Below are 25947 nucleotides of genomic sequence, written 5' to 3' on the forward strand. Positions count from 1 at the left end.
AGCAACGGTCGACCGGCCACCGTGGACGCCCGAGCCAAGCTCGCGAGAATCCCGGCCGAAATCTGTTGGGGTCCGGTCCGGTCGCGCCTCCCAGCCTTGTCCGGCATCCGCCGGGCGAGGTGACAGGAGGAATCCGATGAGATCGGGATTCGACCGCGGCATCCCCCGCCGGCTGGTGGCAGGGCTGGCTGCCGTCGTACTCGGGGCGATGACGCTGGCCGGCGCGGCGCCGGCGGCGGCCCACCCGGGTCTGCCGTCGGCGGTGTTCGACCCCGACGAGGTGGGCTGGGCGTCCGTGCGGGACCTGGACCCGGCCGCGTTCCAGGCCGAGTTCGACAAGCGGTCGCGGGCCGGGTACATGGTGATCGACGTGGACGTCGACATGTCGGCCGACGGCCCCCGGATGGGTGCGGTGTTCCAGTACAACTTGGACAAGCGGGGCTGGCTGGTCCGCACCATGATGACCGAGGCGGAGTTCGACGCCGCGTTCGACGAGGCGGTCCGGGGCAACCTGCGGATGGTCGACTTCGAGACCTGGGTCCGGTCCGGGGTCCGCTACTACGCCGCTGTCTGGGTGCGCAACGTGGAGGGCTACGGCTGGTCGGCGAAGTACGGCCTGACCGCGGCCGAGTTCGAGACCTACTACCATGAGCAGCGGGACCGGCGGATGCCGGTCGACGTGGACATCTACCAAACCGGCACCGGCACCCGGTACGCGCTGATCTGGGTGGACAATGCCGAGAAACTGGACTGGCGGCTGCTCGGCGGGATCACCCGCGACGCGTACCAGGACGCGATCGACGCGTACCAGTCGACGTTCCGGTCGCTGGTGGTCGACTCGGCGCTGACCGGGGCCGGCCAGCGGTACACCGGCATCTGGGTGGCCAACGTCAACAAGCGCGGCTGGTGGGTGCGCAGCGACCTGACCCGCCAGCAATACGTCAACTGGTGGCACCGGTACGCCGACGAGGGCTACCGGGTGATCAACTTCGAGCGGTACGAGACCGCTGACGGCACCCGGTACGCCGGCATCTGGCGGCAGAACTCGGACCGGCCGGCGTGGACGCCGCGCGAGAAGGTGGACGCGCTGATCGAGGCCGAACGGGACAGCCTCGACATGCCCGGCATCAGCGTGGCGATCATGCAGGACGGCGAGGCGCGCTACCTGCGCGGATTCGGGCACGCCAACATCGACGACGACGTCTGGCTGGACTCGGCGCACGTGCAGCGGCTGGCCTCGGTCGCCAAGGGCGTCGGCGGGGTGCTCACCCTGCGGCTGGCCGAACAGGACGAGATCGACCCGGCGGACGCCGTTGCCGACCACATCCCGGGGCTGCCCGGCCACCACAGCTACACGGTCGAGCAGGTGGCGAGCAACCGCGGCTGCGTGCGGCACTACGCCGGGGCCGAGGAGGACGACGGCGCCGACCCGGCCGACGTGGCGCAGTGGGCGGCCGAGGACGGCACCCTGGCCACCAACCAGTACGCCACCGCCACCGCGGCGTCGGCCGTCTTCTGGGGCAGCGACCTGGTCTGTGCCGTGGGCACCTCGCACTACACCACCCACGGGTACGCCATCCTCGGCGCCGCCCTGGAGGGCGCCACCGGCAGCCCGGTCGCCGACCTGGTGGTCGACGAACTGACCGACCCGTACGACCTCGGTACCCTGCGACCGGAGGACATGTCCGACACCTCGGTCCGCCGGACCACCCTCTACACCTCGACGAACAGCGAGTACACCGACCCGGACGAGGTGAGCTGGAAGGTGCTCGGCGGCGGACTGGAGGCGTCGGCGCGCGACCTGGCGTCCTTCGGCGACAAGCTGATCGACGGGCAGATCGTCTCCGCCGACTCGCTGGACGCGATGTGGGTGGACCCGCCGTGGGGTTACGCGTACGGCTGGACCAACGACACCGAGGACGGCCACCTGCGGGTCTACAAGAACGGCGGCGCCAACGGCTCCACCGCGTACCTGCAGATGTTCCCCGACGACGGGGTCACCATCGCGGTCCTGATGAACCGCGCCGACGGCGTCGACGGCAACCGGGCCGAGTCGCTGGGCAAGTCGATCGGTTCGCTGGTCCTCGACCAGCTCCCGTAGCCCCTCCCCGCTCGGTGGCCGGTCCGGATCCGTCCGGGCCGGCCGCCCGGCTGACGGCGACGCCACCAGCACGCCATAACCTGGAGCGGTGATCACCACGCTCGCCATCGAGAACTACCGGTCGCTGCGCAGCCTGGTCGTGGGGCTGGGTCGGCTGACGGTGGTGACCGGGGCGAACGGCACCGGCAAGTCGAGCCTCTACCGGGCGCTGCGGCTGCTGGCGGACTCGTCGCGCAACGGCGCGGTCGCCGCACTGGCCCGCGAGGGTGGGCTCGCCTCGACGCTGTGGGCGGGGCCGGGGGCGATCGGCCGGGCGGTACGCGCCGGCGAGCATCCGGTGCAGGGCACCGTGCGACGCGGCCCGGTCAGCCTGCGGCTCGGCTTCGCCAGCGACGACTTCGGGTACGCGATCGATTTCGGTCTGCCGCCGCCGGGCGCGTCGTTCTTCGGGCTGGACCCGCTGGTCAAGCGCGAGGCGGTCTGGGCCGGTCCGGTGCTGCGCCCCTCGGCGCTGCTGGCCGAGCGGGCAGGCAGCGCGCTGCGGATCCGGGACGGCCGCTCCTGGCTGGCGGTGCCCGACGCCGTCGCGCCGTTCGACAGCATGCTCAGCGAGTACACCGATCCGCAGCGGGCGCCCGAACTGCTGACCGTCCGCGAGCGGATCCGGTCCTGGCGGTTCTACGACCACCTGCGCACCGACGCGGAGGCGCCGGCCCGGCAGGCGCGGATCGGCACCCGTACGCCGGTGCTCGGCCACGACGGCGGGGATCTCGCCGCCGCGCTGCAGACGATCCGGGAGACCGGCGACGGCGGCGCGCTCGGCGCCGCCGTCGACGCGGCGTTCCCCGGCAGTGAGTTGGCGATCGACGTGGCGGCCGGCGGCCGGTTCGAGGTGCGGCTGCGGCAGCCGGGCCTGCTGCGTCCGCTGGGTGCCGCCGAACTGTCCGACGGCACCCTGCGCTACCTGCTGTGGGTGGCCGCGCTGCTCAGCCCCCGGCCGCCGGCGTTGCTGGTGCTCAACGAGCCGGAGACGAGCCTGCACCCCGACCTGATCCGCCCGCTGGCCGGGTTGATCCTGACCGGCGTGGCGCGTACCCAGGTGGTGGTGGTCAGTCACGCCCGCGCGCTGGTGAACGCGCTGGAACACGACGCCGCCGAGTTGACCAGGATCGAACTGGTCAAGGAGCTCGGCGAGACCGCGGTGGCCGGTCAGGGCCGGCTCGACCAGCCGCCGTGGCAGTGGCCCAAGCGCTAGCGCCGGTAGTTCTTTCCCGGCGGCATGCCGGGGATGGGCTTGGCGATGAGCGCGACCGGGATGAAGTAGCAGATCTGGCTGATCGCCAGGGTCAGCGTCCAGAGCGCCTTGTCGTCGTAGTGGTCGGCCGCCCGGTCGTAGAGGGCGTCGGAGACGCGCTCCCCGGACGGGCTCGGGGTGAGGACTGCCTCCACGAGTTCCAGCGCGACCCGTTCGGCGTCGGTGAAGTACGGGGCGTCCCGCCACGACGACACGGCGGCGAGGCGCTGCTCCGTCTCCCCTGCCTGGCGGAGTTCGCCGCTCTGCCTGATGGTGAGGTAGGTGTTGCCGACGAGCTGCCCGGCGCGCAGTTGCACCAGGTTGATGGTGGTCTGCGGAATCGAACCGTGCTGGACGATCCTGGTCATGGTCGCGGCCATCTCCACCATTTCCGGGAAGAGCTGGAGGGGGTCGGGCAGACGCGAGTGGAGGTCGGTACCCGATCCGGCCCTGAGCGCGGTCGTACGCGAGCGGCGTCAGCTGATCAATCTGGCGGGAGCGGAACGCCATCGAGACCCCCGGAGCGTGGCTGACGAAGGTCGCCGGCCGGATCTGTCTCGACCTGCTGGGTTCGGCACGCCTGCGGCGGGAACGCTACGTGGGCGAGTGGATTCCGGAGCCGCTGCCCGACCGCACCGGGCCGGTCAGTGGCGGTCCGGGTGCCGGCGGTGCGGATCCGGCCGACCGGGTGACCCTCGACGAGTCGTCGGCATGGCCTTCCTGGTGGTACTCGAAACGATGACCCCGGCCGAGCGCGTCGCGTTCATCCTGCACGACGTCTTCCGGTATCCGTTCGCCGAGATCGCCGAGGTCGTCGGCCGCACGCCGGCGGCATGCCGGCAGCTCGCCACTTCGGCTCGCCGGCGGATCCGCGAGTCACGGGCCTCCTCGACGCCGGGCGCCCAGCAGGCCGGCCTGGTCCGCGACTTCAAGCGGGCCTGGCAGGCCAGGGACATCAGCGCCCTGATCGGCCTGCTCGACCCCGACGCCACCGCGACCGCCGACGGCGGCGGCCTGGTCAGCGCCACCCTCGAACCCGTTCACGGTGGGGAACGGATCGCCCGGGTCTTCGTCGATCTGGTCGCCTCGGCGCCCCACCTGACGATCCTTGAGCGCCTGGTCAACGGTCAACCCGGGCTCGTGGTCGAGCAGGGTGGGGTCACCGCGACCGTGATGGCGTTCGACGTCCTGGGCGGCCGGATCACCCGCATCTGGTCGGTACGCAATCCGGAGAAGCTCCGGTCGTGGCAGGCCGACCACCACGCCTGAACCGACCCGGTGAGTAGGCGCCGTGCGCGGGCCACGGCGCGGACGGAGATCCACAGGGCATCGGGCACGTGCCCCCGTGTCGCGTGCCCGATGCCCTGTGGATCTCCGCTGGCCCGCCACCGGCCCCGAGGTCAGCAGTGGTTGCCGTGGGTGGCGGCGACGGGGGTGGCGGCCGGTCGGGTCCACTGGGCCACCGGGCGGCCGTCGCGGCGCCACCAGCTGAATGCCGGGTCCTGCTGCGGCCAGCCCTCGGGAGAGTCCTCCCAGCTCTCCTGCCGGCCGTAGACGGTCAGGTCGAGCAGCCGCAGGGAGGTCATCATCTGCTCGACGCCGCGGCCGGTCGTCTCGTAGGTGAGAAAGACCCGGTCACCGTCGCGCAGGAAGCAGGCGATGCTGCCGTCACCGGCGAAGACCGGGTCCTCGACGCCGTGCGTGGAGTACCACGGGACCTGGTAGCCCATGAACTCCCGGAAGGGTGCCACCTCCTCCCACGGCCCGCCGCAGAAGACGGCGAAGGAGACGCCGCGCGCCTCCAGGTATACCGGGTTCTGGAAGTCCCAGATGCTGATGGTGCAGCCCTCGCACTGGCCCTCGATGGGCTTGCCGGCGTGCCACATGTGCCGGTAGGCGACGAGCTGGTCGCGGCCGGCGAAGATGTCCAGCAGCGAGGTCGGGCCGGCCGCGCCGATGAGGTCAACGGGGGTGACCTCGGTCATCGGCAGCCGTCGTCGGGCGGCGGCGATCGCGTCGCCCTCGCGGGTGTGGGCCTTCTCGCGGGCCAGCACGATCTCGCGTTCGCGGCGCCAGGTCTCCCGATCCACGACGGCGGGCAGGGCGGTCAGTGCGTGGTGAGCGTTCATGGCTCGTATATTAAACATAGTTGGAGCTTCTGTGGAAATAGTGAGGGACGCGTGACCATCAACCGGACGTACGGGCAGCACGGCGACGCCTGCCGCGCTGCCAACGCGCTCGACCTCGTCGGCGGCCGCTGGTCGCTGATCGTGGTGCGGGAACTGGTTCTCGGCCCGAAGCGCTTCGCGGACCTGCAGGAGGCGGTTCGCGGCATCACTCCCGCCGTCCTCACCGACCGCCTTCGGTCCCTGCAGCAGGCCGGGATCGTCGAACAGGTGGTCCTGCCCGACCTGGCCCGCACCCGCGCGTACGCCGTGACCGACTGGGGTCGCGGGCTGGAGTCGGTGCTGCGGGCGCTGGGCCAGTGGTATTCGGCCGGTCCCGACCCCGCGACCAGCGGTGGGATGACCCCGGACGCGGTGATCCTCGCGATGCGGACGATGGCCGGCCCGCAGCCCGGCGACCTCCCGCCCATCGCCCTGCGCCTCTACGACGGCCGCCGCCCCGATCCCCCGACCCGCGACTACCGCCTGGTGACCACCGGCGGCATGCTGGTAATCGAGCCCGGGGCGCCCGACTCCCCCGCCGCGACGGTGACGGCAGACTCGACCACCTGGAGCGACGTCCTCTTCGGCGACCTTCGGCTGGCCCAGGCCGAACAGGCCGACACGGTACGGATATCCGGCGACCGCGCCGCCGTCGAGCAGACGATCAGCCGCTACTCGCCATGACCGCCACCGGATAGCGTCAGACCCGCTCGCGACGCCGGCTGCGCAGGGCCGGCACGATGGTCAGCGCCACCGCCAGCACGAGTACGACGGCCGCGACCGGCCACCACCGCCACAGGTCCAGGCCGGCGGACTCCGACCGCTGGGCGTCCGGCGCCGCGGTGGTCAGGTCGGGTGCCTCCTGGGCGGCCCGCGCCAGCACCTGCACGACCACCTCGGTCTTGTTCGGGGCCGGTGCGCTGACCTCCACCGACCAGTTGCCGGGGGCGAGCACCGGGCCGGTGCTGTAGAAGCCCTGCCCCTCCCCCGACGGTTCCAGTTGCATCGGGCCGACCACCCGGCCACCCTCGGCGGTCGCGGTGAGCACCAACCGGACCGGCCGGTCCAGGGCATGGCCGTCGGAGTAGGTCGCCTGAATGGTGACCCCGGTCGCGCCGTCGCCAGCCACGTTCAGGTTGAGTTTGCCGTCGTGCGCGAACGCCGGGCCGCTCACCGGCAGTAACGCCAGCAGCAGGCCGACCAGGGTGGCCGCGGCGGTTCGGATACGACGCATCGGGTTGCTCCTCCTGCTCAGCGACAGATCGTCGCTCGATCCACTCAGCGACAGATCACCGCTGCCTGGCCCCCGGGATGTCCTCGTCCCGGGGATGGGCGGGGCGTCCTCCCACCGTGGGAGGTGGGAGGACGCCCCGCACCGTCAGAGTTGGCCGTCCGGGGCGACCCGGGTGGGGTCGGACCCGAGCCGGCCGGTGCCGGTGACCGGCTGACCGTCGTTCGCCCGCACCCCGGCCTTGCTGGCCGTGCCGCCGAGCCGCACGATCATCGCGTCGGCGTCCCGGACCAGAGTGTCCCGCACGTCGGCGTCGGTGACCAGGGTTGCGTCGGTGGCGAGCGCCTTGAAGGCGGTCAACTGCTGCACCGCCCGCCGGTCGTTGCCGGCCGCCTCCGAGACCCGGACCGCGTCCAACTTGTTGGACAGCTTCCGGTGGGCCAGGTTCGAGAGCCGACCGGTCGCCTTGAACCGGTCCAGCAGGTTCTGCATGTCCCGGAACGAGGTGGTGACGAAGAACCGGACCGTCGAGGTGGTGCTGTTGCCCGCCCGGTCGGTCGCGGTCACGGTCAGCTCGTGCAGGCCCAGCGGCAGCTCGTAGAGCGCCACCAGGTCACCGCTGTCGTACGAGCGGCCGTCCAGGGTGCCGGTCGTGGTCTCGACGCCGGAGGTCGGGTCGACCGCCTGCCACGAGATCCGGACGTCTTGGCTGTCGCCGTAGAGCTGACCGTCGGCCAGCCCGGAGACCAGCAGCGTCGGCTTGGTGCCGTCGATCTTGACGATCGCCGACTTCAGGGTCTCCTCGTTGCCGGCGGCGTCGGTGGCCCGGTAGAGCAGTTCGTGCTCACCGTCGCCACTGATGTTCACCGGCTCGGTGTACGGCGTCCAGTCGCCACCGTCGAGCGACCACTCCAGCAGGCTCACCCCGGAACCGGCGTCGGTCGAGGTCAGCACCACCGGGATGGTGCCGTCGTGCCAACCGTTGTCGTTCGCCGGGGCGAACTCCGCGGAGCTGACCGGGGCCGTACCGTCGATCTTGATGGTGATCGACTTGGTCGCCTCGACGTTGCCGGCGGCGTCGGTGGAGCGGAACCGCACCTCGTGGTTGCCGTCGCCGCTCACCGGCACCGGACCGGTGTAGGCGGTCCAGGCGGTGGCGTCGTCGAGCTGGTACTCGGTGCTCTCGACCCCGCTGCCGCCGGCCTCGTCGACTGCCGTCAGGGTGACCGTGACGTCCCCGGTGTACCAGCCCTCGACCGCCGTGCCGGACACCTCGGCGCTGGTCACCGGCGCGGTGGTGTCGCCGCCACCGCCGGCGGTGGTGAGCCGGAAGTAGTCGAACGCCACCGTCTTCGAGGCGGTCTGGTTGCCGCTGAGGCTGAACAACCCGATCTTCGGATCGTCCCCGAGGGCGGTGCTGGTCAACGGCTCGAGCGCCGTCCACTCCGTGCCGTCGGCCGAGTAGGCCGCCGTGTAGGTGTCACCCTCCTTGGTCACCCGCAGGTACCACACCGCCGAGGTAAGCCCGGTGGCCCCCGGCTGCGGGTCCTGGATCACGGCGTCGATCTCGTTGCGGAACTCGATCCGCCGGCTGGGCGTGGCACCTGCCGTGTTGTCGAGGACGAAGTCGAACTTCAGGTAGTTGTCGTCGTCGCCGTACACGAGCAGACCGCCCTGCTGGTACTGCTCGTCCAGCAGGCTGCCGTCGACCTTGGTCTCCATCGTCCAGTCCCCGTCGGGCGCGTCCTGGAGGATGAAGTTCGTCGGATCGGTGTTGTTGGCGGTGTAGATGTCGCCGTTGGGCACGTCGATCCGCAACTGCCCGTCGACGATCCGGTAGGCCGCCGGGTCCTCCCGGACGATCGCGTTCCACCGGCACTTGTCCAGCGAGTCCCCGGTGAACTCGTCTGACGGGTCGACCGGTCCGGCCGGCTCGTCGGGGGTGAACTGGAACCAGTCGAAGACCGCGTCCACCACCGGCGCCTCGGTGCCGCCGTTGAGGGCGAAGACCCCGATCTGCGGGTTGGTGATGCCGGCCAGTTCGGCCGCGCGGCCGACCGGGGTGAAGGTCTGGCCGTCGGCGGACATCTCCGCGGTCAGGCTGGTCCCGTCGCTGGTCAGTCGCAGGTGGATGAGGTCACCGGCGGGTGCGTCGGTGGCGTCGGCGCCCTCGTTGCGGGGGGTGCCGGCGGTCTCCCGGATGAACTCCACCCGGCGGCTGCCGTTGTAGAGCAGATCCAGCTTGGCGTAGTTGTCGTCGTCGCCGTAGACCAGCAGACCTGCCTGCTGGTAGTTGGCGGTGACCGGGAGGGTCACCTTCGTGGTGGCCTGCCAGGCCCCGCTGGGCAGCGGCTGCAGGACCAGGTTGGTGGCGTCGTTGCGGGTGCCGTAGAGGTCACCCACGCCGGTCGGCAGCCGCAGCGCGCTGTCGGCGACCGAGTAGAGCTGGTTCTCCCGGATCACGGTGGGCCAGCGGTCCCGGTCCAGCGAGGTGCCGAGGAAGTCGTCCGACCGCGCCCCGAAGCAGGACGTGTTCGGCGCGTCGACCCGGATCGGGACGTTCACGTACCCCCGGGCGCCGCGGCTGTCGGTCACCGTGAGGGTGGCGGTGAACCGGCCGGGCACCGTGTAGGTGTGGGTGGCGTCCAGGGTGTCGGCCGTAGCGCCGTCACCGAAGTCCCAGGCGTACGTCAGCGGGCTGTCGTCCTCGGCGTCGGTGGCCGTACCGTCGAACTCCACGGTGACCGGCGCGGTGCCGGCGTTGGGGGTGGCGACGGCGCTGACCTGCGGGGGCGCGTTGTCGGTGACGCCCCGGCCGAGGAAGTCCATCCAGTTGACGTTGAACAGGGAACCGGTTCCGCCGGCCGGGTCCCGGGCGACGAAGTAGAGCGTGTCGGCGTTCGTGCCGGTCACCGGCGCGGTCACGTCGACCCAGCTCTGCCAGTCCCCGGTGCCCGGTACGTCGACCGTGGCGACGACCGGACCGTCGGCCGCGTCGGCGCGGACCTCGATCCGTCCGCCGGCGGCCGCCGAGGCGACCCGGAAGCGGATCTCGTCGATGCTGGTCAGGTTGGCCGGGTCGACCGACCACCAGTCGCCGTCCTCGATGAAGGCGATGGCCTCGCCGCCGCCGGCCGGGTCGGACGCGGCTTCCCGCTGCACGCCCGGGTCACCGCCGCCCACGCCGTCCGCGACTCGGCCGGTCGAGGTGAAGTACTCGGCCTGCTTGCGCTTGGGCTGCAACAGCTCGATGGCCCGACCGGTCAGCGGCTCGGCGCCGCCGACACCGCCGTCGTCGGTGTAGGTCGCCTCGAAGACCTGGAAGACGTTCGCCTCGGCGCCGTGTCCGGCGGCGAGCGCCGTCTGCACTACGCCGGTGCAGCCGGTGTGCTGCTCCAGCGGGTGGGCGTGCTCGTCGTGGCCGAGCAGCACCTGCAGCTGGACCCGGTCGCAGTCGATCTCGCCGTCCTCGGGATCGGTGACGGAGATGGTGTAGCGGACCTGGTCGCCCCATTCGAAGAAGCCGCCGTCGGGCGGGAACTCGATGGTCACCGTCGGGGCGGTGTTGCCGACCGTGATCGGCACGTTGGCCACCGCGCTGCGGCCGGCCGGGTTGGTGACGGTCAGCTGGGCGGTGTAGTTGCCGGCCTCGGCGTAGGTGTGGGTCGGGTCGGCCTCGGTGGAGGTCTCGCCGTCGCCGAACGCCCACGCGTAGGTGAGCGTGCCGCCGTCCGGGTCGCGGGAGCCGTCGCTGGAGAACTGCACGGTCAGCGGCGCCTGACCCGAGGTCGGGGTGGCGTTGGCGACCGCGATCGGGGCGCGTACACCGGCGATGTAGTCGATCCGGTAGACGCCGGAGTTGTCGTTGTTGCCGCCGAAGCCGCTGCCCCATTCGATCATGTACATCGCGCCGTCCGGACCGAACTCGAAGTCCATCGGACGGATGAAGGTCATCCCGGCGAGCAGCTGGTTGATGTCGACGAGCGACTCACCGTCGGCGGTGACCTGCATGGTGTACATCTTCGACTGGTTCCACTCGCCCAGCAGCGCCTTGCCGTCGTAGTAGGCGGGCCACTTGCGGTCGGAGTCCAGCTCGGCGTCGTACCGGTAGACCGGCCCGCCCATCGGTGCGCCGCCGCCGCCGATCTCCGGGAACAGCGGGTTGCCGCTGTAGTCGTAGTCGACGGTGGCCGGGATGGCCGGCGGCAGGTTGGTCAGGCCGGTGTTGTTCGGCGAGTTGTTGACCGGCGCGGCGCAGTCGAACTTCGCCCCGCTCGGGCCGGACGGGAACTGGTAGTCGTTGTAGGCGTAGTTCGCCCCGGCGCAGTACGGCCAGCCGTAGTTGCCGGCGGTGGCGACGATGTTCCACTCCACGGTGCCCTCGGGGCCGCGGTTCGGGTTGGCCGAGCCCGCGTCCGGCCCGTAGTCGGCGACGTAGAGGGTGTCGGTGGCCGGGTCGACGCCGATCCGGAACGGGTTGCGGAAGCCCATCCCGTAGATCTCCGGCCGGGTCTGCGCGGTGCCGGGGGCGAAGAGGTTGCCCTCCGGCACGGTGTACGAGCCGTCGTCCTCGGGGTGGATGCGCAGGATCTTGCCGCGCAGGTCGTTGGTGTTGCCGGAGGTGCGCTGGGCGTCGTAGTCCTGCCGGCCCGGCCGCTCGTCGATCGGCGTGAACGCGTCCGACTCGAACGGGTTGGTGTTGTCGCCGGTGGCGAGGTACAGGTTGCCGGCGCTGTCGAAGGTCATGCTGCCGCCGGCGTGGCAGCAGGTGTTGCGCTGCGTGTCGACCCGCAGGACCTCTTCCTCGCTGGCCAGGTCGATGGTGTCGCCGGTGACGGTGAACCGGGACAGCAGGTTGCGGGCCACCCCGTCGTTGGGGGCGTAGTACAGGTAGATCCAGTTGTTGCTGGCGAAGTCCGGGTCCAGCCGGAGCCCGATCAGGCCGTCCTCGTTGCCGGTGAAGACGTCGAGGTCGACGGCGGTGACGGTGGTGCCGGTGTCGGGCTTGACGATCTGCACCCGGCCGTCGCGCTCGGCGTAGAAGACCCGGCCGTCCGGCGCGATGTCCAGCTCCATCGGGTTGCTGGTGTTGCTGTCGAGGGTGACCTTCTCGAAGCTCTCGGTCAGCGAGGCTCCACAGTCGGCGTCGGCCACCCCGGCGGCGGTCTGGATGCCGCCGAGCAGGTGGGCGAGGAACTCCGGTTCGGCGAACGACTGCTGGGTGTGGCCACCGCCGGTGTACCAGGCCCGGCCGCCGTCGTAGTCCTGGCACCAGGCGATCGGGTGGTCGGCGCCCATCGCGCCCGCGCCCGCGGTGTAGCTGGTCTCGTCCAGGCTGGCCAGCACGTGTACGTCGCCGCGCGGGTTGGACTGGAAGTTGTACCACTCGTCGAAGCGGGACCAGCGCTCGGGCAGCCCGGCGGTGGACGGGTGGGCCGGGTCCTCCACCTTGACGGTGGCCTGCTGGTTGGCCGGGTGGCTGGCGAAGTAGGCGCCGACCAGGTCGCCGTACCAGGCCCAGCTGTACTCGGTGTCCGAGGCGGCGTGGATGCCGGCGTAGCCACCGCCGGCCTGGATGTAGCGCTCGAAGGCCGACTGCTGCTCGGGGGTGAGGACGTCCCCGGTGGTCGACAGCCAGATCACGGCCCGGTAGTTCGCCAGGTTGGCGTCGGTGAAGGCGGCCCCGTCCTCGGTGGCGTCGACGGTGAAGCCGTTCTCCTCCCCGAGCTGCTGGATGGCCGCGATGCCGGCCGGGATGGAGTCGTGCCGGAACCCGGCGGTCTTGGAGAAGACCAGCACCGAGTACGGGTCAGCGGCGGCCGCGGCCTGGCCGGGCGCCTGAGCGGGCGCCGCGTGGGCGGCCGGGTTACCCATGAGGACGGTGCTGAGCATGGTCAACGCGAGCAGGGCAGCAGTGAGCGGGCCGCGCGTGAAGCGGCGTCGGCGGGGTCGGGACACGTGGTCTCCTCGTCCTGGTGGACAGCGGTGTCTCGGGTCGGCCCGCCGATGGCTTCCCCTGGTGGATCGGTGGAAGGGCTGCCACCGCCCCGGCCCACCGAGATTTGTTTTGGCGCTGGACAAATTAGCGCCCGTGGCCCTCATGTCGAGCAAGGGATAGACGTGTAACGTTTCGGTAAATCCGAGGGACATTCCGAACAGGACGCCGCAGATCGGAAGCACCGCCGGTGGCCCGCCTCTGGATCAAGCCAGCATTCTCACGACTCCCAAGGTGCGCTCTTCGCCAAACGGCAGAAACAAACGCGGTACCAACCGGAAACGGCCCACCCCGACGATCGGTCAGGTGGGAGCATCGAGCGACATCGCCACGCACTGTCCGTACTGCTCGCTGCAGTGCGGGGTCACGATGCGCCCGGCCGCACCCCGGCCACCAGTCATCGAACCGGCCGAATTCCCCACCAACCGGGGCGGGCTGTGCGCCAAGGGTTGGAGTGCCGCCGAACTGCTCGACCACCCCGACCGACTGACCACACCGCTGGTCCGGACCGACCCCGCCGACCGGCGCAGCCCGCTGCGACCCGCCACCTGGGCCGAGGCGCTGGACCGGATCGTCGCGGCCATCACGGCCAGTCAACGCAGCCACGGTCCGGAGAGTGTCGGCTGCTTCGGCGGCGGCGGCCTGACCAACGAGAAGGCGTACCAGCTGGGCAAGTTCGCCCGGGTGGCGCTGCGGACGCCGAACATCGACTACAACGGCCGGTTCTGCATGTCGTCGGCGGCCACCGCCGGCAACCGGGCGTTCGGGGTGGACCGCGGGCTGCCGTTCCCGCTGTCCGACATCGCCGAGGCGCGCACCGTCCTGCTGGTCGGCAGCAACCCGGCCGACACCATGCCACCGGCGATGCAGTACTTCGACGCCGGCCGAGCGGCCGGCGCCAGCCACATCGTGGTCGACCCCCGGCGGACCGCCACCGCGCGCGGCGGCACCCTGCACCTGCAGCCGCTGCCCGGCACCGACCTGGCCATCGCCAACGGCCTGCTGCACATCGCCATCCGCGAGGGTCACGTCGACGACGGGTACGTCAGCGAGCGGACCACCGGCTTCGCCGCGGTACGGGACGCGGTCGCCGGCTACTGGCCGAGCCGGGTCGAGCGGATCACCGGGGTCGACGCCGGGCAGCTCCGCGAGGCGGTCCGGCTGCTCGCCGAGGCGCCGACCGCGATGATCCTCACCGCCCGCGGCGCCGAGCAGCACAGCGGCGGCACCGACACCGCGCAGGCGTACATCAATCTGGCCCTGGCCCTCGGGCTGCCCGGCCGACGGTACTCCGGCTACGGCACGGTGACCGGCCAGGGCAACGGGCAGGGCGGCCGCGAGCACGGCCAGAAGTGCGACCAGCTGCCCGGCTACCGGCGCATCGACGACCCGGCCGCCCGCGCCCACGTGGCCGGCGTCTGGGGCATCGACCCGGCCGAGCTGCCCGGCCCGGGCCGCTCGGCGGTGGAGATGCTGGACCGGCTCGGCACCGCCGACGGGGTCCGGGTGATGCTGGTCTTCGCCTCCAACATCCTGGTCTCCGCGCCCGACCGCAACCGGGTCCGGGACCAGCTGCGGTCGCTGGACTTCCTGGTGGTCTCCGACATCTTCCTCTCCGAGACCGCGGCCGAGGCCGACGTCGTGCTCCCCACCGCCCAGTGGGCCGAGGAGGAGGGCACGATGACCAACCTGGAGGGCCGGGTGCTGCGCCGCCAGCGGGTGCTGTCCCCGCCACCGGGGGTGCACGACGACCTCACCGTGCTGGCCATGCTCGCCGACCGGCTGGGCCGGGGCCGGTACTTCTCGCCGGACCCGTACACCGTCTTCGAAGAGCTGCGGCGGGCCAGCGCCGGCGGGATCGCCGACTACGCCGGGATCAGCTACGAACGGATCGAGGCCGAGCAGGGCGTCTTCTGGCCGTGCCCGACACCGGAGCACCCCGGCACGCCCCGGCTGTTCACCGAACGGTTCGCCACCCCGGACGGCCGCGCCCGGTTCATCCGGGTCGAGCACCGTGACCCGGCCGAGCAGCCGGACCGGGAGTACCCGTACGTGCTGACCACCGGGCGCATCATGCAGCAGTACCAGAGCGGCAACCAGACCAGGCGGGCCCGGTCCCTGCAGTTCACCGCGGGTGACCCGCGTGCCGAGCTCCATCCCGACCTGGCCCGCCGACTCGGGATCGGCCCCAGCGACCTGGTCGAACTGCGCACCCGGCGAGGCCGCGCGGTCTTCCGGGCGCACGTCACCGACACGATCCGCCCGGACACCGTCTTCGTCCCGTTCCACTGGGGTGGGCGGGCCAGCGCCAACGCCCTGACCGACCCGACTCTCGACAAGCACTCCCGGATGCCGGCCTTCAAGGTCTGCGCGGTGGCGGTGACCCGGATCGGGGGGCCGGACGACGGTGCCGTCGCCGTGCCGCCACCCGCCCACCCGGCCCGCAATCTGCCCGCCGAACTGCCGAAACTTGCCGCGACCTAGCACCGCACGCCAAGAAAGGACGGACGACGTGACTTCGAAACCTCGCTTTCTCCAGGGGGTGTTCCCGTTCGAGGGCAAGGGCATCGACACGCCGGTCCCGCTGGACACCGCCCTGACCTACACCGTCCCGTTCGGGGTGACCACCCAGCCGGTGTACTTCCGGGGCGGCAACACCGCCGCCGAGCTGATCTACATCGTGCTGGTGCGCGACGGCAGCCCGATGCGCTACTTCCCGATCGGCGCCCGGGGCGACGTGCACGTGCCGCTGCGGGTGGTCGAGGACCTCGACGGCGGCACGGTCCTGGACCTTCAGGTGGCCGCGCCGGCCGGGGTCACCGGCAGCGTGGTCGTCGACGTCGGCCTCGTGGAGGTGTGAGCCGATGACCGAGCGACTGGTGGTGATCGGCAACGGCATGGCCGGCGCCCGCACCGTCGAGGAGATCCTGGAACGCGGCGGGCGGGACCGCTTCGCCATCACCATGTTCGGCGAGGAACCGTACGGCAACTACAACCGGATCCTGCTCTCCAACGTCCTGGCCGGCGCCGAGGACGAGACCGGGATCTTCCTCAACAGCCTGCCCTGGTACGCCGAGCACGGCATCGACCTGCGCACCGGCGTACGCATCGAGCGGATCGACCGGTTCGCCAAACAGGTGCACGCCGCCGACGGCTCGGTCACCTCGTACGACAAGCTGATCATCGCCACCGGCAGCCGGCCGTACGTGCCCGAGATCGACGGCATGCACAACCCGAAGCGCGGCTTCCACCAGGGCGTCTTCACCTTCCGCACGATCGACGACACCCGGGCGATGGTCCGCTACGCCCGCGACCACGAACGCGCGGTGGTGATCGGCGGCGGGCTGCTCGGCCTGGAGGCCGCCCGGGGGCTGCAGGGCTACGGCGTGGACGTCACCCTGGTGCACGCCGCCGGGCACCTGATGAACGCACAGCTCGACGAGCAGGCCGGGACGATCCTGCGGCGCAGCGTGGAGAACCTCGGCATCACCGTCGAGCTGAACGCCCGGACCAAGGCGGTGCTCGGCGCGGACCGGGTGACCGGAGTCCGGTTCGACGACGGCCGGACCATCGCCTGCGACATGGTGGTGGTCGCCGCCGGCATCCGCCCCAACACCGAACTAGCGCAGGTCAGCGGGCTGCCGGTGGAGCGGGCCATCGTGGTCGACGATCACCTGCGGGTGCTCGACGAGCCGGACATCTACGCCGTCGGCGAGTGCGTCCAGCACCGCGACCAGGTGTACGGGCTGGTCGCGCCGCTCTGGGAGCAGGCGAAGGTGCTCGCCGACCAGATCACCGGGGTCAACCCGCGGTCGGCGTACCACGGCTCGCGGACCGCGACGAAGCTCAAGGTCGCCGGGGTCGACGTGGCCGCCATGGGGATCACCGCCCCGGAACGCGACGACGACGAGTTCGTGGTCTTCGCCGAACCGAGGCGCGGGGTCTACAAGAGCGTGGTGATCCGCGACGACCGGCTGGTCGGCGCGACCCTGCTCGGCGACGTCAGCAAGGTCGGCTTCCTGATGCAGGCGTTCGACCGGGGCCTGCCGCTGCCCGAGGAACGGATCCGGCTGCTGTTCGACCTCGGCGGCCCACCCGCCGAGGTATCGGCCGCCGAACTCGACGACGGCGCCCAGGTCTGCAACTGCAACGGGGTCAGCAAGAAAGACCTGGTCAGCACCGTGCACGGCGGGGCGAAGACGGTCTCGGCGGTGATGGACGCCACCCGGGCCGGCAAGGGCTGCGGCTCCTGTAGGTCGCTGGTCAGCCAGATCGTCGAGTGGGCCAACGGCGGCGAGGTGGCCGAGGACCCGGCCGCGAACTGGTACGTGCCCGGCATCCCGCTGGCCAAGCCGGAGCTGATGACGGTGATCCGGGAACAGGGCCTGCGCAGCGTCTCGGCGGTCTTCGCCGCGCTCGCCGACGGCCGCGAGGACGCCAAGAGCAAGATGGGGCTGGTCTCGCTGCTGCGGATGATGTGGGGCGACGAGTACGTCGACGAGCGTGACGCCCGGTTCATCAACGACCGGGTGCACGCCAACATCCAGCGGGACGGCACCTTCTCGGTGGTGCCGCAGATGAAGGGCGGCTGCACCACCCCGGAGCAGCTCCGCAAGATCGCCGACGTGGCGGACAGGTACTCCGTACCCCTGGTCAAGCTCACCGGCGGGCAGCGCATCGACCTGCTCGGCATCCGCAAGGAGGACCTGCCGAAGGTCTGGGCCGACCTGGGCATGCCCTCCGGGTACGCGTACGGCAAGAGCTTCCGGACCGTGAAGACCTGCGTCGGCAGCGACTACTGCCGGTTCGGGGTCGGCGACTCGACCGCGCTGGGCATCGCCATCGAGACCCGCTTCCAGGGCATCGAGGGGCCCGGGAAGATGAAACTCGCGGTCACCGGCTGCCCGCGCAACTGCGCCGAGGCGTACGTCAAGGACCTCGGTGTGGTCGCCATCGACGGCGGACGCTGGGAGATCTACATCGGCGGCGCGGCCGGCGCGCACGTACGCAAGGGCGACCTGCTCGCCACCGTCGACAGCCCCGACGAGGTGATCACCCTCACCGGCCGGTTCCTGCAGTACTACCGGGAGAACGCCAACTGGCTGGAACGCACCTACGCGTTCGTGCCCCGGATCGGCATCGACCGGCTCCGGGAGATCATCCTCGCCGACAGCGACGGCATCGCCGCCGACCTGGACCGGCGGATGCAGGAGTCCGTCGACGCGTACCGCGACCCCTGGTTGGAACGCGAGGCCCCGGCCAGCCCCGGGCAGTTCCGCACCGCGCTGCCGCTGATCCCGCTGCCGCAGGTGCCGGTGCGGGAGGCCGGCGCCGAGACCGCCGGGGCCCAGCAGTGACCCCGGCCGCCGTCGAACACCGGCTCGGACCGGTGGCCGACCTACCGGTCGGCGAGGGACGGGCGTACGCGGTCGGCGACGAGATGGTGGCCGTCTTCCGGCTGCGCGACGGGGCGATCCGGGCCGTCTCGGCGGTCTGCCCGCACGCCGGCGGCCCGATCGCCGACGGGTTGGCCGACGCCGAGGTGGTGATCTGCCCGCTGCACCAGCACATCTACGAGTTGGCGACCGGCTGTTCGCGGAGCGGACAGCCGCCGCTGCGGGTCTACCCAGCCCGGGTCGACGCCGACGGCGAACTGGTGGTCGGCGTACCCGCCGGCCGCCCGACGGAAGGTGGCACGCGATGACCACGACAATTGAGCGCCCCGTCGTCGAGCACAGCCGGCACGGGCGGACCGGCCGGTGGATCGAGGACTGGCGGCCCGAGGACGAGAGCTTCTGGAACTCCGTCGGGTCGGCGGTGGCCCGGCGGAACCTGATCTTCTCGATCTTCTCCGAGCACATCGGCTTCTCGGTCTGGACGATGTGGTCGGTGCTGGTGCTGTTCCTGGGTCCGGCGTACGGCATCGACCCGGCCGGCAAGTTCGTGCTCACCGCCGTACCGGCGCTGGTCGGGTCACTGCTGCGGCTGCCGTACACGTTCGCGGTGGCCAAGTTCGGCGGCCGCAACTGGACCGTGTTCAGCGCCGCGTTGCTGCTGGTGCCGACAGTGCTGGTGGCGATCGTGCTGGAGCCGGGGGTGTCGTATTCGACGCTGCTGGTGGTGGCCGCCATCGCCGGGGTCGGCGGCGGCAACTTCGCCTCCTCGATGGCGAACATCAACGCCTACTATCCGGACCGGCACAAGGGCTGGGCGCTGGGCATCAACGCCGGCGGCGGCAACATCGGCGTCGCCACCATCCAACTCGTCGGGCTGCTGGTGCTGGCCACCGCCGGGGCGGCCCATCCCCGGCTGGTACCGGGCATCTACATCCCGCTGATCGTGCTCGCGGCGCTGGGCTCCTGGCTCTACATGGACAACCTGGCCTCGGCCCGCAACGACAAGCGGGCGATGCGGGACGTGACCCGGGACCCGCACACCTGGATCATGTCGTTCCTCTACATCGGCACGTTCGGCTCTTTCATCGGGTTCGGGTTCGCCTTCGGGCAGGTGCTGCAGGTCCAGTTCAAGGCCGACTTCGACACCGCGATCAAGGCCGCGTACCTGACCTTCCTCGGCCCGCTGCTGGGCTCGCTGATCCGGCCGCTGGGTGGGCTGCTGGCCGACCGGATCGGCGGGGCGCTCGTCACCTTCTGGAACTTCGTGGCGATGGCGGTCGGCGCGGGGCTGGTGCTGGCCGCCTCGATCCGCAACTCGCTGCCGCTGTTCCTGGTCGGGTTCATCGCGCTGTTCGTCTTCTCCGGCATCGGCAACGGGTCGACCTACAAGATGATCCCGGCGATCTTCCGGGCGAAGTCGCGGCTGCTGGTCGGGCAGGGCGCGGACCTGACCACCAGCGACCGGGAGGCCCGCCGGCTGGCCGGCGCCCTGATCGGCATCGCCGGCGCGATCGGCGCCTTCGGCGGCGTGCTCGTCAACCTGGCCTTCCGGCAGTCGTTCCTGGAGACCGGGACCGGCGACGGCGCGTACATCGCGTTCATCGTCTACTACGCGCTGTGCTTCCTGCTAACGTGGTTCGTCTACCTGCGTCCCTCCCCGAACCGCCTGTCCGGCGTCTGAACCGAGCCGCCAAAGTCAGCACACCTGACACGGCGGTGGGTCCACGGTCCGGAGGCCGACCATGCCGCCACGCCCGCTGCCGACCGACCCGTCGATCGGCGACCGGATCCGGGCTCGTCGCCAGCTTCGCGGGTGGAGCATCCGCCAGGCGGCGGCCCGGGCCGGGATCTCCCACACGTCGTGGTCGCGGATCGAACGGGGGCGCCAACGCACCGACCGGTACCTCGTTGTCGATCTCGCCGCCGCGCTGGAATGCTCGGTCACCGAGCTGACCGGCCAGCCCTACACGTCTGCCGACCGGAGGCTGGAGACCTCGAGGATCAACGCCATCCGGGTCTGGCGGGCGATGATGGCGCATCCGATCGAGGCCGTCCGAGGCGATGTCGCCCCGGACGGCCTCGACGCCGAGGTGGACCTGGTCCGCGATCTCTACCGCCGCTGCGACTACGCGGGGGTCCTGCAACGCCTGCACCACCTGATTCCTCACCTGCACGCCGCCCGCGACGTGCGGCGGGCCCGCACCAAGATGGTCGCCATCTACGGGGTCGCGATGGGCGCCCTGCTCAATGTCGGTTTCCCCGCCGAGGCGTGGCTGGCCGCAGAGCGGAGCGCCGCCGCGGCGGAGTCGTTGGACGATCCGGTGGCGCGCGGTGTGGCGGCGGCGAACCGGGCCAGGGTTGCCGCCTACTCGGGTGCCTTCGGCCCGGCCCGGTCGATCTGCGACGCAGCCGCTGCCGACCTGGAGCACCACCGGGCTGCCGCCGCACCGGACGTGCTGGGCTTCCTGCACCTCGCGCGTGGCCACCACGCCGCCGGCCTGCATGACCTTCCCGCGGCGGAGGACCATCTCGCGGAGGCCGCCAGCATCGCGGATCGGACCGGCGAGACCTCCGCCTGGGACCTGGAGTGGGGTCCTCGGAACGTCGCTCTCTGGCGGATGGCTCTGCTGCTGGATACCGGACGGCCGGGTGCAGCCGCCGAGATCGCGGCGCGGACACCGATCACCGGGCTACCGCCCGTCCGGCAGGTCTACTACTGGCTCGATTCGGCACGCGCGATGGTCGGCGCCGGCCGGGACCGCGACGCGGTCCGAATGCTGCTCGCGGCGGAACGGACCGGCGAGCAGCACACCCGGGCCTCGACCGCTGCTCGCGAGACCGCCCGTGACCTGCTTCGACGGGGTAGCCCGGGCAGCGAACTCCGGGGGCTCTGCGAACGGCTGGGAGTGGCGGCCTGAACACTGGTGCGTAACCGTTCCACCACCCTGGGAGATCGGCCCTAGCGTCCAACAGGGACGCGACGGGCACGGCTCCATCGGCAAATGACCTGGTCGCGGTCGCGTCCACCTGAGCGGGCGCGGCGCCCGCGTGACGCCTCTCCCCCTACCGGGCGCCGCGCCCTCCGACGGGCGTGGCGGTCGGCTGGCAAGGGTCCCGGCCGCTGCGCCCCCAACTGGGAGGTGACCAGATGGATCCCCTGAGCGCCCGGCCGCCCCGACGCGGCGACGACCTGCGCGCGGCAGCCGAGACCGCCCGAGAGTCGATGATCCTCGCCCGGCTACGTCGCGCCCTCGACCTCTGGCAACCCGTCAACGAAACGGACCAGGCCCCCACGCTCCCCCTCGACCGACTGGCCCCACCATGGCTGGACAACCGCCGCCCACACCGCTACCGGGGCCGATGGTCCGGCCATTAGCAAGCTGCTCCGATTCGCCCGGGTGCTCCTGGCCGCGAGGCCGCGTAGCATCGATGTCTGTCGAAGTGTTTACGGAGGGAGAAGGGCGTGGCTGGTCTCACGTTCCTTGCGGCGGGCCTGCTGGCCGGGGCTGCGGCAGTAACGGCGCCCACTGCGGTGCCAGCGCAGGTTCAGTCCTCGGTGCACGTCGACAACCCGTACCTGGGCGTGACGGGCTATGTGAACCCCGAGTGGCGGGCGCTGGCGGCGGGCGAGCCGGGCGGGGACCGGGTCGCCGCCACCCCGACCGCGGTGTGGTTGGACAGTGTCGGCAGCATCGGCGGCACGGACGGCGGCATGGGATTGCGTGCCCACCTGGACGAGGCGCTCGCCCAGCGTGCCGGCTACATCCAGTTCGTCCTCAACAACCTGCCTGGCCGCGGCTGCGACAAGCTGATCGCCGAAGGCGACTTCGGCCCGGCCGAAGTCGCCCGCTACCGCGGGGAGTTCATCGACCCGATCGCTGAGATCCTGGCCGACCCCAGCTACGCGGCGCTGCGCATCATCACCATCGTCGAGGTACGCGCACTGCCGAACCTGGTCTACAACACCACCCCGCGCCCCACCGCGACACCCGCCTGCGACATGATGCGCGCCAACGGCGGCTACGTCGCCGGCATCCGGCACGCGCTGAACCGCCTGCACACCATGCCGAACGTCTACACCTATCTGGACGTGGCAAACCACGCGTGGACCGGACGGGACGACGTGCTCGGACCGGTGGCCCAGTTGCTGGCCGACACCGTGCGCGGCACCACGATGGGACCGGCCAGGCTGGACGGCTTCATCACCAACACCGCCGACTACGCCCCGGTCACCGAGCCGTTCCTCACCTTCGACGGCGTCGAGCACAGCGAGTGGAGCGACGGGAACCGTTTCAACGCCGAGCTGCCGTTCGCGCAGGCGCTGCGCGCCAGACTCATCGCGTTGGGGTTCTCCCCCAGAATCGGCATGTTGATCGACACCTCCCGCAACGGCTGGGGTGGGCCGGATCGGCCGACCGCGCCGAGCACCGACCCGGACCTGGATGTCCGGGTCGACGAGTCCCGCGTTGACCGCCGGGCACACAAGGGCAACTGGTGCAATCAGGTCGGCGCCGGGCTCGGCGAGCGGCCCCGGGCCGTTCCGGCGCGGGGCGTGGACGCCTTCGTCTGGGCCAACCCGCCGGGCGAGTCCGACGGCAGCGCGTCACCCGCGCCCATCCGCGGCTTCAACCGCATGTGCGACCCGACGTACGGCGGCGGCGTCGCCAACAGCTTCAACCCCACCGGCGCGATGCCCGGCAGCCCCGACATCGACGAGTGGTTCCCCGCGCACTTCCGCGCACTGCTGGCGAACGCCCATCCGCCTCTCCCCCAGCTCGAACCGGCGCGGGCCGGCGCCTCCAGCTAGGGTTGCCGGAGACCCGCGCCGCCAACGTCGAGGACTACGATGACCCGGACCGACGACGACGTCACCCTCGACTCGGCCGTGGACCCGCTGGTCCTCGCGCTGGACGTCGGGTCCACCGCGACCCGCGGTGGCGTACACGACGCGTCGGGCCAGCGGGTCGACGGACTGCAGCACAAGGTGCCGCACGCCTTCACGGTCGCGCCCGACGGCACCTCGGTCATCGACGCCGATCAGGTGACCGCGGAGGTCGAGCAGGTTCTCGACGCGGTAACCCGGGACCCGCGGCTGGGGACCCGCATCGCCGGCGTCGCGATGGACACCTTCGCCGCCTCGCTGATCGCGGTCGACGCGGCCGGACGCGCCCTCACCCCGTGCCTGACCTACGCCGACTCCCGCAGTGCCGACGCGGTCACGGCGCTGCGCGCGGAACTCGACGAGCGGGCGATACAGCAGCGCACCGGCACCCGCCTGCACACCAGCTACCACGCCCCGCGGCTGCGCTGGCTCGCAACAGCGCAGCCACGCGTCGTCGCCGCGGCCGCGGCCTGGTGGTCCCTGGGTGAGTACGTCCTGGCCCGGCTGGTCGGGCACCCGCTCGCCGGGACCTCCACGGTGGCGTGGACCGGCCTGCTCGACCGTCGCACCGGCGGGTTCGACGCCGAACTGCTCGCCGCCGCGGGTATCGGCCCCGAGCAGCTTTCCCCGCCGCGGGACATGACCGCACCGGCACCGTCGGCGGCCCCCGCCCGTTGGCCCGCCCTCGCGAAGGCCGTCTGGTTCCCCGTCATCACCGACGGCTTCGCCAGCAACGTCGGGTCCGGGGCGACCGACGCCACGGTGCTGGCCGCGTCGACCTCCACCAGCGGGGCGCTGCGGGTGGTGCTCGACGGGGCTGCCGATCCCCTACCGTTCGGGCTGTGGAACTACCGGGTCGATGCGGGTCGCACGCTGCTCGGCGGGGCCATCAACGATGTCGGTCGCGCCGTCAGTTGGGCGCAGGACACGTTGCGGCTCAGTCCGGCGCCCGCGGCCGCCCTCACCGCGCCACCGAGTCCGGCCACACCGCTGGTGTTGCCGTACCTCACCGGTGAACGCGCGCCGGGCTGGGTCGGTGAGGCGCGTGCCGTTCTCGGCGGGGTGTCGGCCGCCACGGACGCCGACGACCTGTTCCGCGGGATCATCGAGGGCGTGGCCATGACCTACGCGCGGGTCGCCGACGAACTGCGGCCGGCCGCCCCGCGGGTGGTGACGGTCGCGGCGGCCGGACGGGTCAGCAACGACCACCCCGAATGGCTCCAGATCCTCGCGGACGTGCTCGGGCGACCCGTCACGCACGTGACCTGGCGGCGGGCCACGCAGCGTGGCACGGCACTGCTCGCGCTCGACGTGCTGGCACCGGACGTCCCGCGCGCGCCCAGGGTCACCGGGGCGACCTACGAGCCCCGGCCCGCATTCGTCGAGCACTACGCGCAACGGCGCGCGCGATTCGCCGAGGCGTACGACGCGCTCGTGCGCGGCTGACGGACGCGGGGGCGGCCCGCCCCCAACACACCATGCGCGCCACCCCTGTCATAGCTGGACCGGGCCGGGTGGCAGCGGAGCTACCGCTACGCGCTGCCGGACCCGGTCCTGCGGACCAGCAGGTAGCCGTACGGTGGCTCCTGACCCTCGGGCGGGGTGCTGCCCTGGAAGATCAGGTCGAGACCGGCGGCGGCGAAGCGGTCCTCCATTTCCCTGGCCGAGAGCCAGTACCGGTCGAAGTCGACTCCGAGCGCGGTGCTGGGGCCGTTGCGCCGCAGCGTGCCGTCGCCGAGCTTGAAAGCGGTCACCAGGTAGCCGCCCGGCCGCACGACCCGGGCGAGTTCGGCGAACGCCCGATCCCTGTCGTCCGGCGCGAGGTAGATCAACGAGAACCAGCACACCACCCCGGCCAGCGACGCGTCCTCGAACGGCAGCTCGCGCAGGTCCGCGACCTCGTAACCGAAGCCCGGATTATCCCGCCGTGCCACCTCGATCATCCCGGGCGAGAGATCAACCCCGCGCGGCGACAGGCCACGGCCCGCGAGGTACGGCAGCAGCCGCCCGGTACCGCACCCCACGTCGGCGACCTCGACGCCCACGGCCAGGGTCAACTCGGCGAACATGTCCAGCATCGCCCGCTCCACCGGCATGCTCTCCAGCAGGCCGGCCAGGTTCTTGGCGTACCACTCCGAGAGCACGTCGTGCGCGTCCCGCAGCTCCTCGGTCCTGGCATCCATCCCCGCCCAACCTCCCCCTCGACGGCCGCCGTCGGGGCGAATCTACCGGCCCGCGCCTTCCTCCAAGAAATGTCCGACGGGTCGGCGAGACTGGCGGGCATGGCTGATCTGAACGACTCGAAGGCGGCGCTGCATCACTACCTGCAGGCGATCCGCGAGAACCTCATCTGGAAGCTCGACGGGCTCAGCGAACGCGAGGCCAGGCTGCCTCGCACCGCGACCGGCAACAACCTGCTGGGCGTCATCAAGCACTGCCTCAATGTTGAAGCCGGCTACTTCGGGCTCACCTTCGGGCGAGAGTTTCCGCAGCCCGAGGAGCTGGTCCCGATGCGGGCGTACGAGGAAGATCCGCAGGCGGACTGGTACGCGCGGGAGGATGAGTCGAAGGAAGGGCTGCTCGACCTGTACCGCCGGGTCGCGGCATTCGCCGACCAGACGATCGAGGAGTTGCCGCTCGACGCGCCGGGACGGGTGCCGTGGTGGCAGCCCGGCGCACAGGACGTGACGCTGCAGCGGATCATCATCCACGTGACCTGCGACCTCGCGCGGCACGCCGGTCATGCCGACATCATGCGGGAGCAGCACGACAACGCGATCGGCCTGCGGCGGGAGAACCCCAACGTCCCCGACGACTACGACTGGCCGGCGTACGTCACCAAGCTGACGAAGTTGGCCGACCGGTTCGGATAGCCGACCG

The 25947-nt window shown here is 71.5% G+C and carries 19 protein-coding genes; 14 read left to right on the plus strand and 5 right to left on the minus strand.

Annotation, left to right across the window (positions count from 1 at the left end):
* The first annotated feature begins 136 nt into the window (after positions 1-136).
* On the plus strand, positions 137-2101 hold the full coding sequence (locus O7627_RS18125; RefSeq protein ID WP_278094706.1) for a serine hydrolase: 1965 nt from the start codon (positions 137-139) through the stop codon (positions 2099-2101).
* 88 nt (positions 2102-2189) lie between these two features.
* Positions 2190-3356 (plus strand): AAA family ATPase, encoded by a 1167-nt coding sequence (locus O7627_RS18130; protein ID WP_278094707.1) that lies wholly within the window; start codon positions 2190-2192, stop codon positions 3354-3356.
* Here O7627_RS18130 and O7627_RS18135 read toward each other — a convergent pair.
* Complete coding sequence (locus tag O7627_RS18135) at positions 3353-3763, minus strand: carboxymuconolactone decarboxylase family protein (RefSeq protein ID WP_278094708.1); 411 nt, start codon at positions 3761-3763, stop codon at positions 3353-3355. The genes O7627_RS18130 and O7627_RS18135 overlap by 4 nt on opposite strands.
* A 343-nt stretch (positions 3764-4106) precedes the next feature.
* Here O7627_RS18135 and O7627_RS18140 point away from each other — a divergent pair, with 343 nt between their 5' ends.
* Positions 4107-4664: a sigma factor-like helix-turn-helix DNA-binding protein gene (locus tag O7627_RS18140; protein ID WP_278094709.1), complete on the plus strand. Its 558-nt coding sequence runs from the start codon at positions 4107-4109 to the stop codon at positions 4662-4664.
* Between the two features lie 131 nt (positions 4665-4795).
* On the opposite strand, the gene O7627_RS18145 is transcribed toward O7627_RS18140, so the two are convergent.
* A complete protein-coding gene (locus O7627_RS18145) occupies positions 4796-5524 on the minus strand; it encodes a DUF899 family protein (RefSeq protein WP_278094710.1) in 729 nt (242 codons plus the stop codon).
* A gap of 51 nt (positions 5525-5575) precedes the next feature.
* Here O7627_RS18145 and O7627_RS18150 point away from each other — a divergent pair, with 51 nt between their 5' ends.
* A complete protein-coding gene (locus O7627_RS18150) occupies positions 5576-6247 on the plus strand; it encodes a winged helix-turn-helix transcriptional regulator (protein ID WP_278094711.1) in 672 nt (223 codons plus the stop codon).
* A gap of 16 nt (positions 6248-6263) precedes the next feature.
* Here O7627_RS18150 and O7627_RS18155 read toward each other — a convergent pair whose 3' ends face one another.
* Together O7627_RS18155 and O7627_RS18160 are read right to left on the minus strand one after the other, a co-directional pair.
* The gene (locus tag O7627_RS18155) at positions 6264-6797 is read right to left on the minus strand and encodes a hypothetical protein (protein ID WP_278094712.1); all 534 of its coding nucleotides are present in this window, start codon (positions 6795-6797) and stop codon (positions 6264-6266) included.
* A gap of 144 nt (positions 6798-6941) precedes the next feature.
* Entirely contained in the window at positions 6942-12752 is a 5811-nt protein-coding gene (locus tag O7627_RS18160) for a ThuA domain-containing protein (RefSeq protein WP_278094713.1), read from the minus strand.
* 343 nt (positions 12753-13095) lie between these two features.
* Here O7627_RS18160 and O7627_RS18165 point away from each other — a divergent pair, with 343 nt between their 5' ends.
* The 9 genes from O7627_RS18165 (at position 13096) to O7627_RS18205 (ending at position 24513) form a co-directional block, all read left to right on the plus strand.
* Entirely contained in the window at positions 13096-15273 is a 2178-nt protein-coding gene (locus tag O7627_RS18165) for a molybdopterin oxidoreductase family protein (protein ID WP_278094714.1), read from the plus strand.
* Between the two features lie 28 nt (positions 15274-15301).
* Positions 15302-15649 (plus strand): molybdopterin oxidoreductase, encoded by a 348-nt coding sequence (locus tag O7627_RS18170; RefSeq protein ID WP_278094715.1) that lies wholly within the window; start codon positions 15302-15304, stop codon positions 15647-15649.
* 4 nt (positions 15650-15653) lie between these two features.
* Positions 15654-18146: a nitrite reductase large subunit NirB gene (gene nirB, locus O7627_RS18175; protein ID WP_278094716.1), complete on the plus strand. Its 2493-nt coding sequence runs from the start codon at positions 15654-15656 to the stop codon at positions 18144-18146.
* Positions 18143-18493 carry a Rieske (2Fe-2S) protein gene (locus tag O7627_RS18180; protein ID WP_278094717.1) on the plus strand — a complete coding sequence of 117 codons (351 nt, stop codon included), beginning with the start codon at positions 18143-18145 and terminating at the stop codon, positions 18491-18493. The genes nirB and O7627_RS18180 overlap by 4 nt, the downstream gene beginning before the upstream one ends.
* Positions 18490-19866 (plus strand): nitrate/nitrite transporter, encoded by a 1377-nt coding sequence (locus O7627_RS18185; RefSeq protein ID WP_278094718.1) that lies wholly within the window; start codon positions 18490-18492, stop codon positions 19864-19866. The genes O7627_RS18180 and O7627_RS18185 overlap by 4 nt, the downstream gene beginning before the upstream one ends.
* 94 nt (positions 19867-19960) lie before the next feature.
* Positions 19961-21103, plus strand: coding sequence for a helix-turn-helix transcriptional regulator (locus tag O7627_RS18190; RefSeq protein WP_278098318.1), 1143 nt, complete (start codon positions 19961-19963; stop codon positions 21101-21103).
* Positions 21104-21333: 230 nt separating this feature from the next.
* Entirely contained in the window at positions 21334-21561 is a 228-nt protein-coding gene (locus tag O7627_RS18195; protein ID WP_278094719.1) for a hypothetical protein, read from the plus strand.
* Between the two features lie 156 nt (positions 21562-21717).
* Positions 21718-22992: a glycoside hydrolase family 6 protein gene (locus O7627_RS18200; protein WP_278094720.1), complete on the plus strand. Its 1275-nt coding sequence runs from the start codon at positions 21718-21720 to the stop codon at positions 22990-22992.
* 39 nt (positions 22993-23031) lie between these two features.
* Complete coding sequence (locus O7627_RS18205; RefSeq protein ID WP_278094721.1) at positions 23032-24513, plus strand: gluconokinase; 1482 nt, start codon at positions 23032-23034, stop codon at positions 24511-24513.
* An 86-nt stretch (positions 24514-24599) separates the two neighbouring features.
* On the opposite strand, the gene O7627_RS18210 is transcribed toward O7627_RS18205, so the two are convergent.
* Positions 24600-25250 carry a class I SAM-dependent methyltransferase gene (locus O7627_RS18210; protein ID WP_278094722.1) on the minus strand — a complete coding sequence of 217 codons (651 nt, stop codon included), beginning with the start codon at positions 25248-25250 and terminating at the stop codon, positions 24600-24602.
* A gap of 99 nt (positions 25251-25349) precedes the next feature.
* On the opposite strand from O7627_RS18210, the gene O7627_RS18215 reads away from it, so the two are divergent.
* Entirely contained in the window at positions 25350-25940 is a 591-nt protein-coding gene (locus tag O7627_RS18215; protein ID WP_278094723.1) for a DinB family protein, read from the plus strand.
* The last annotated feature ends 7 nt before the right edge of the window (positions 25941-25947 follow it).

It is taken from the genome of Solwaraspora sp. WMMD1047 (assembly GCF_029626155.1).
In the GTDB taxonomy this organism is placed as follows: domain Bacteria; phylum Actinomycetota; class Actinomycetes; order Mycobacteriales; family Micromonosporaceae; genus WMMD1047.

What these genes read in the sequence shown, in the direction of transcription:
- O7627_RS18125 (WP_278094706.1), top strand. Translation starts at nt 137, where the DNA reads ATGAGATCGGGATTCGACCGCGGCATCCCCCGCCGGCTGGTGGCAGGG.
- O7627_RS18135 (WP_278094708.1), bottom strand. Translation starts at nt 3,763, where the DNA reads ATGACCAGGATCGTCCAGCACGGTTCGATTCCGCAGACCACCATCAAC.
- O7627_RS18140 (WP_278094709.1), top strand. Translation starts at nt 4,107, where the DNA reads ATGGCCTTCCTGGTGGTACTCGAAACGATGACCCCGGCCGAGCGCGTC.
- O7627_RS18145 (WP_278094710.1), bottom strand. Translation starts at nt 5,524, where the DNA reads ATGAACGCTCACCACGCACTGACCGCCCTGCCCGCCGTCGTGGATCGG.
- O7627_RS18155 (WP_278094712.1), bottom strand. Translation starts at nt 6,797, where the DNA reads ATGCGTCGTATCCGAACCGCCGCGGCCACCCTGGTCGGCCTGCTGCTG.
- nirB (WP_278094716.1), top strand. Translation starts at nt 15,654, where the DNA reads ATGACCGAGCGACTGGTGGTGATCGGCAACGGCATGGCCGGCGCCCGC.
- O7627_RS18185 (WP_278094718.1), top strand. Translation starts at nt 18,490, where the DNA reads ATGACCACGACAATTGAGCGCCCCGTCGTCGAGCACAGCCGGCACGGG.
- O7627_RS18195 (WP_278094719.1), top strand. Translation starts at nt 21,334, where the DNA reads ATGGATCCCCTGAGCGCCCGGCCGCCCCGACGCGGCGACGACCTGCGC.
- O7627_RS18205 (WP_278094721.1), top strand. Translation starts at nt 23,032, where the DNA reads ATGACCCGGACCGACGACGACGTCACCCTCGACTCGGCCGTGGACCCG.
- O7627_RS18210 (WP_278094722.1), bottom strand. Translation starts at nt 25,250, where the DNA reads ATGGATGCCAGGACCGAGGAGCTGCGGGACGCGCACGACGTGCTCTCG.
- O7627_RS18215 (WP_278094723.1), top strand. Translation starts at nt 25,350, where the DNA reads ATGGCTGATCTGAACGACTCGAAGGCGGCGCTGCATCACTACCTGCAG.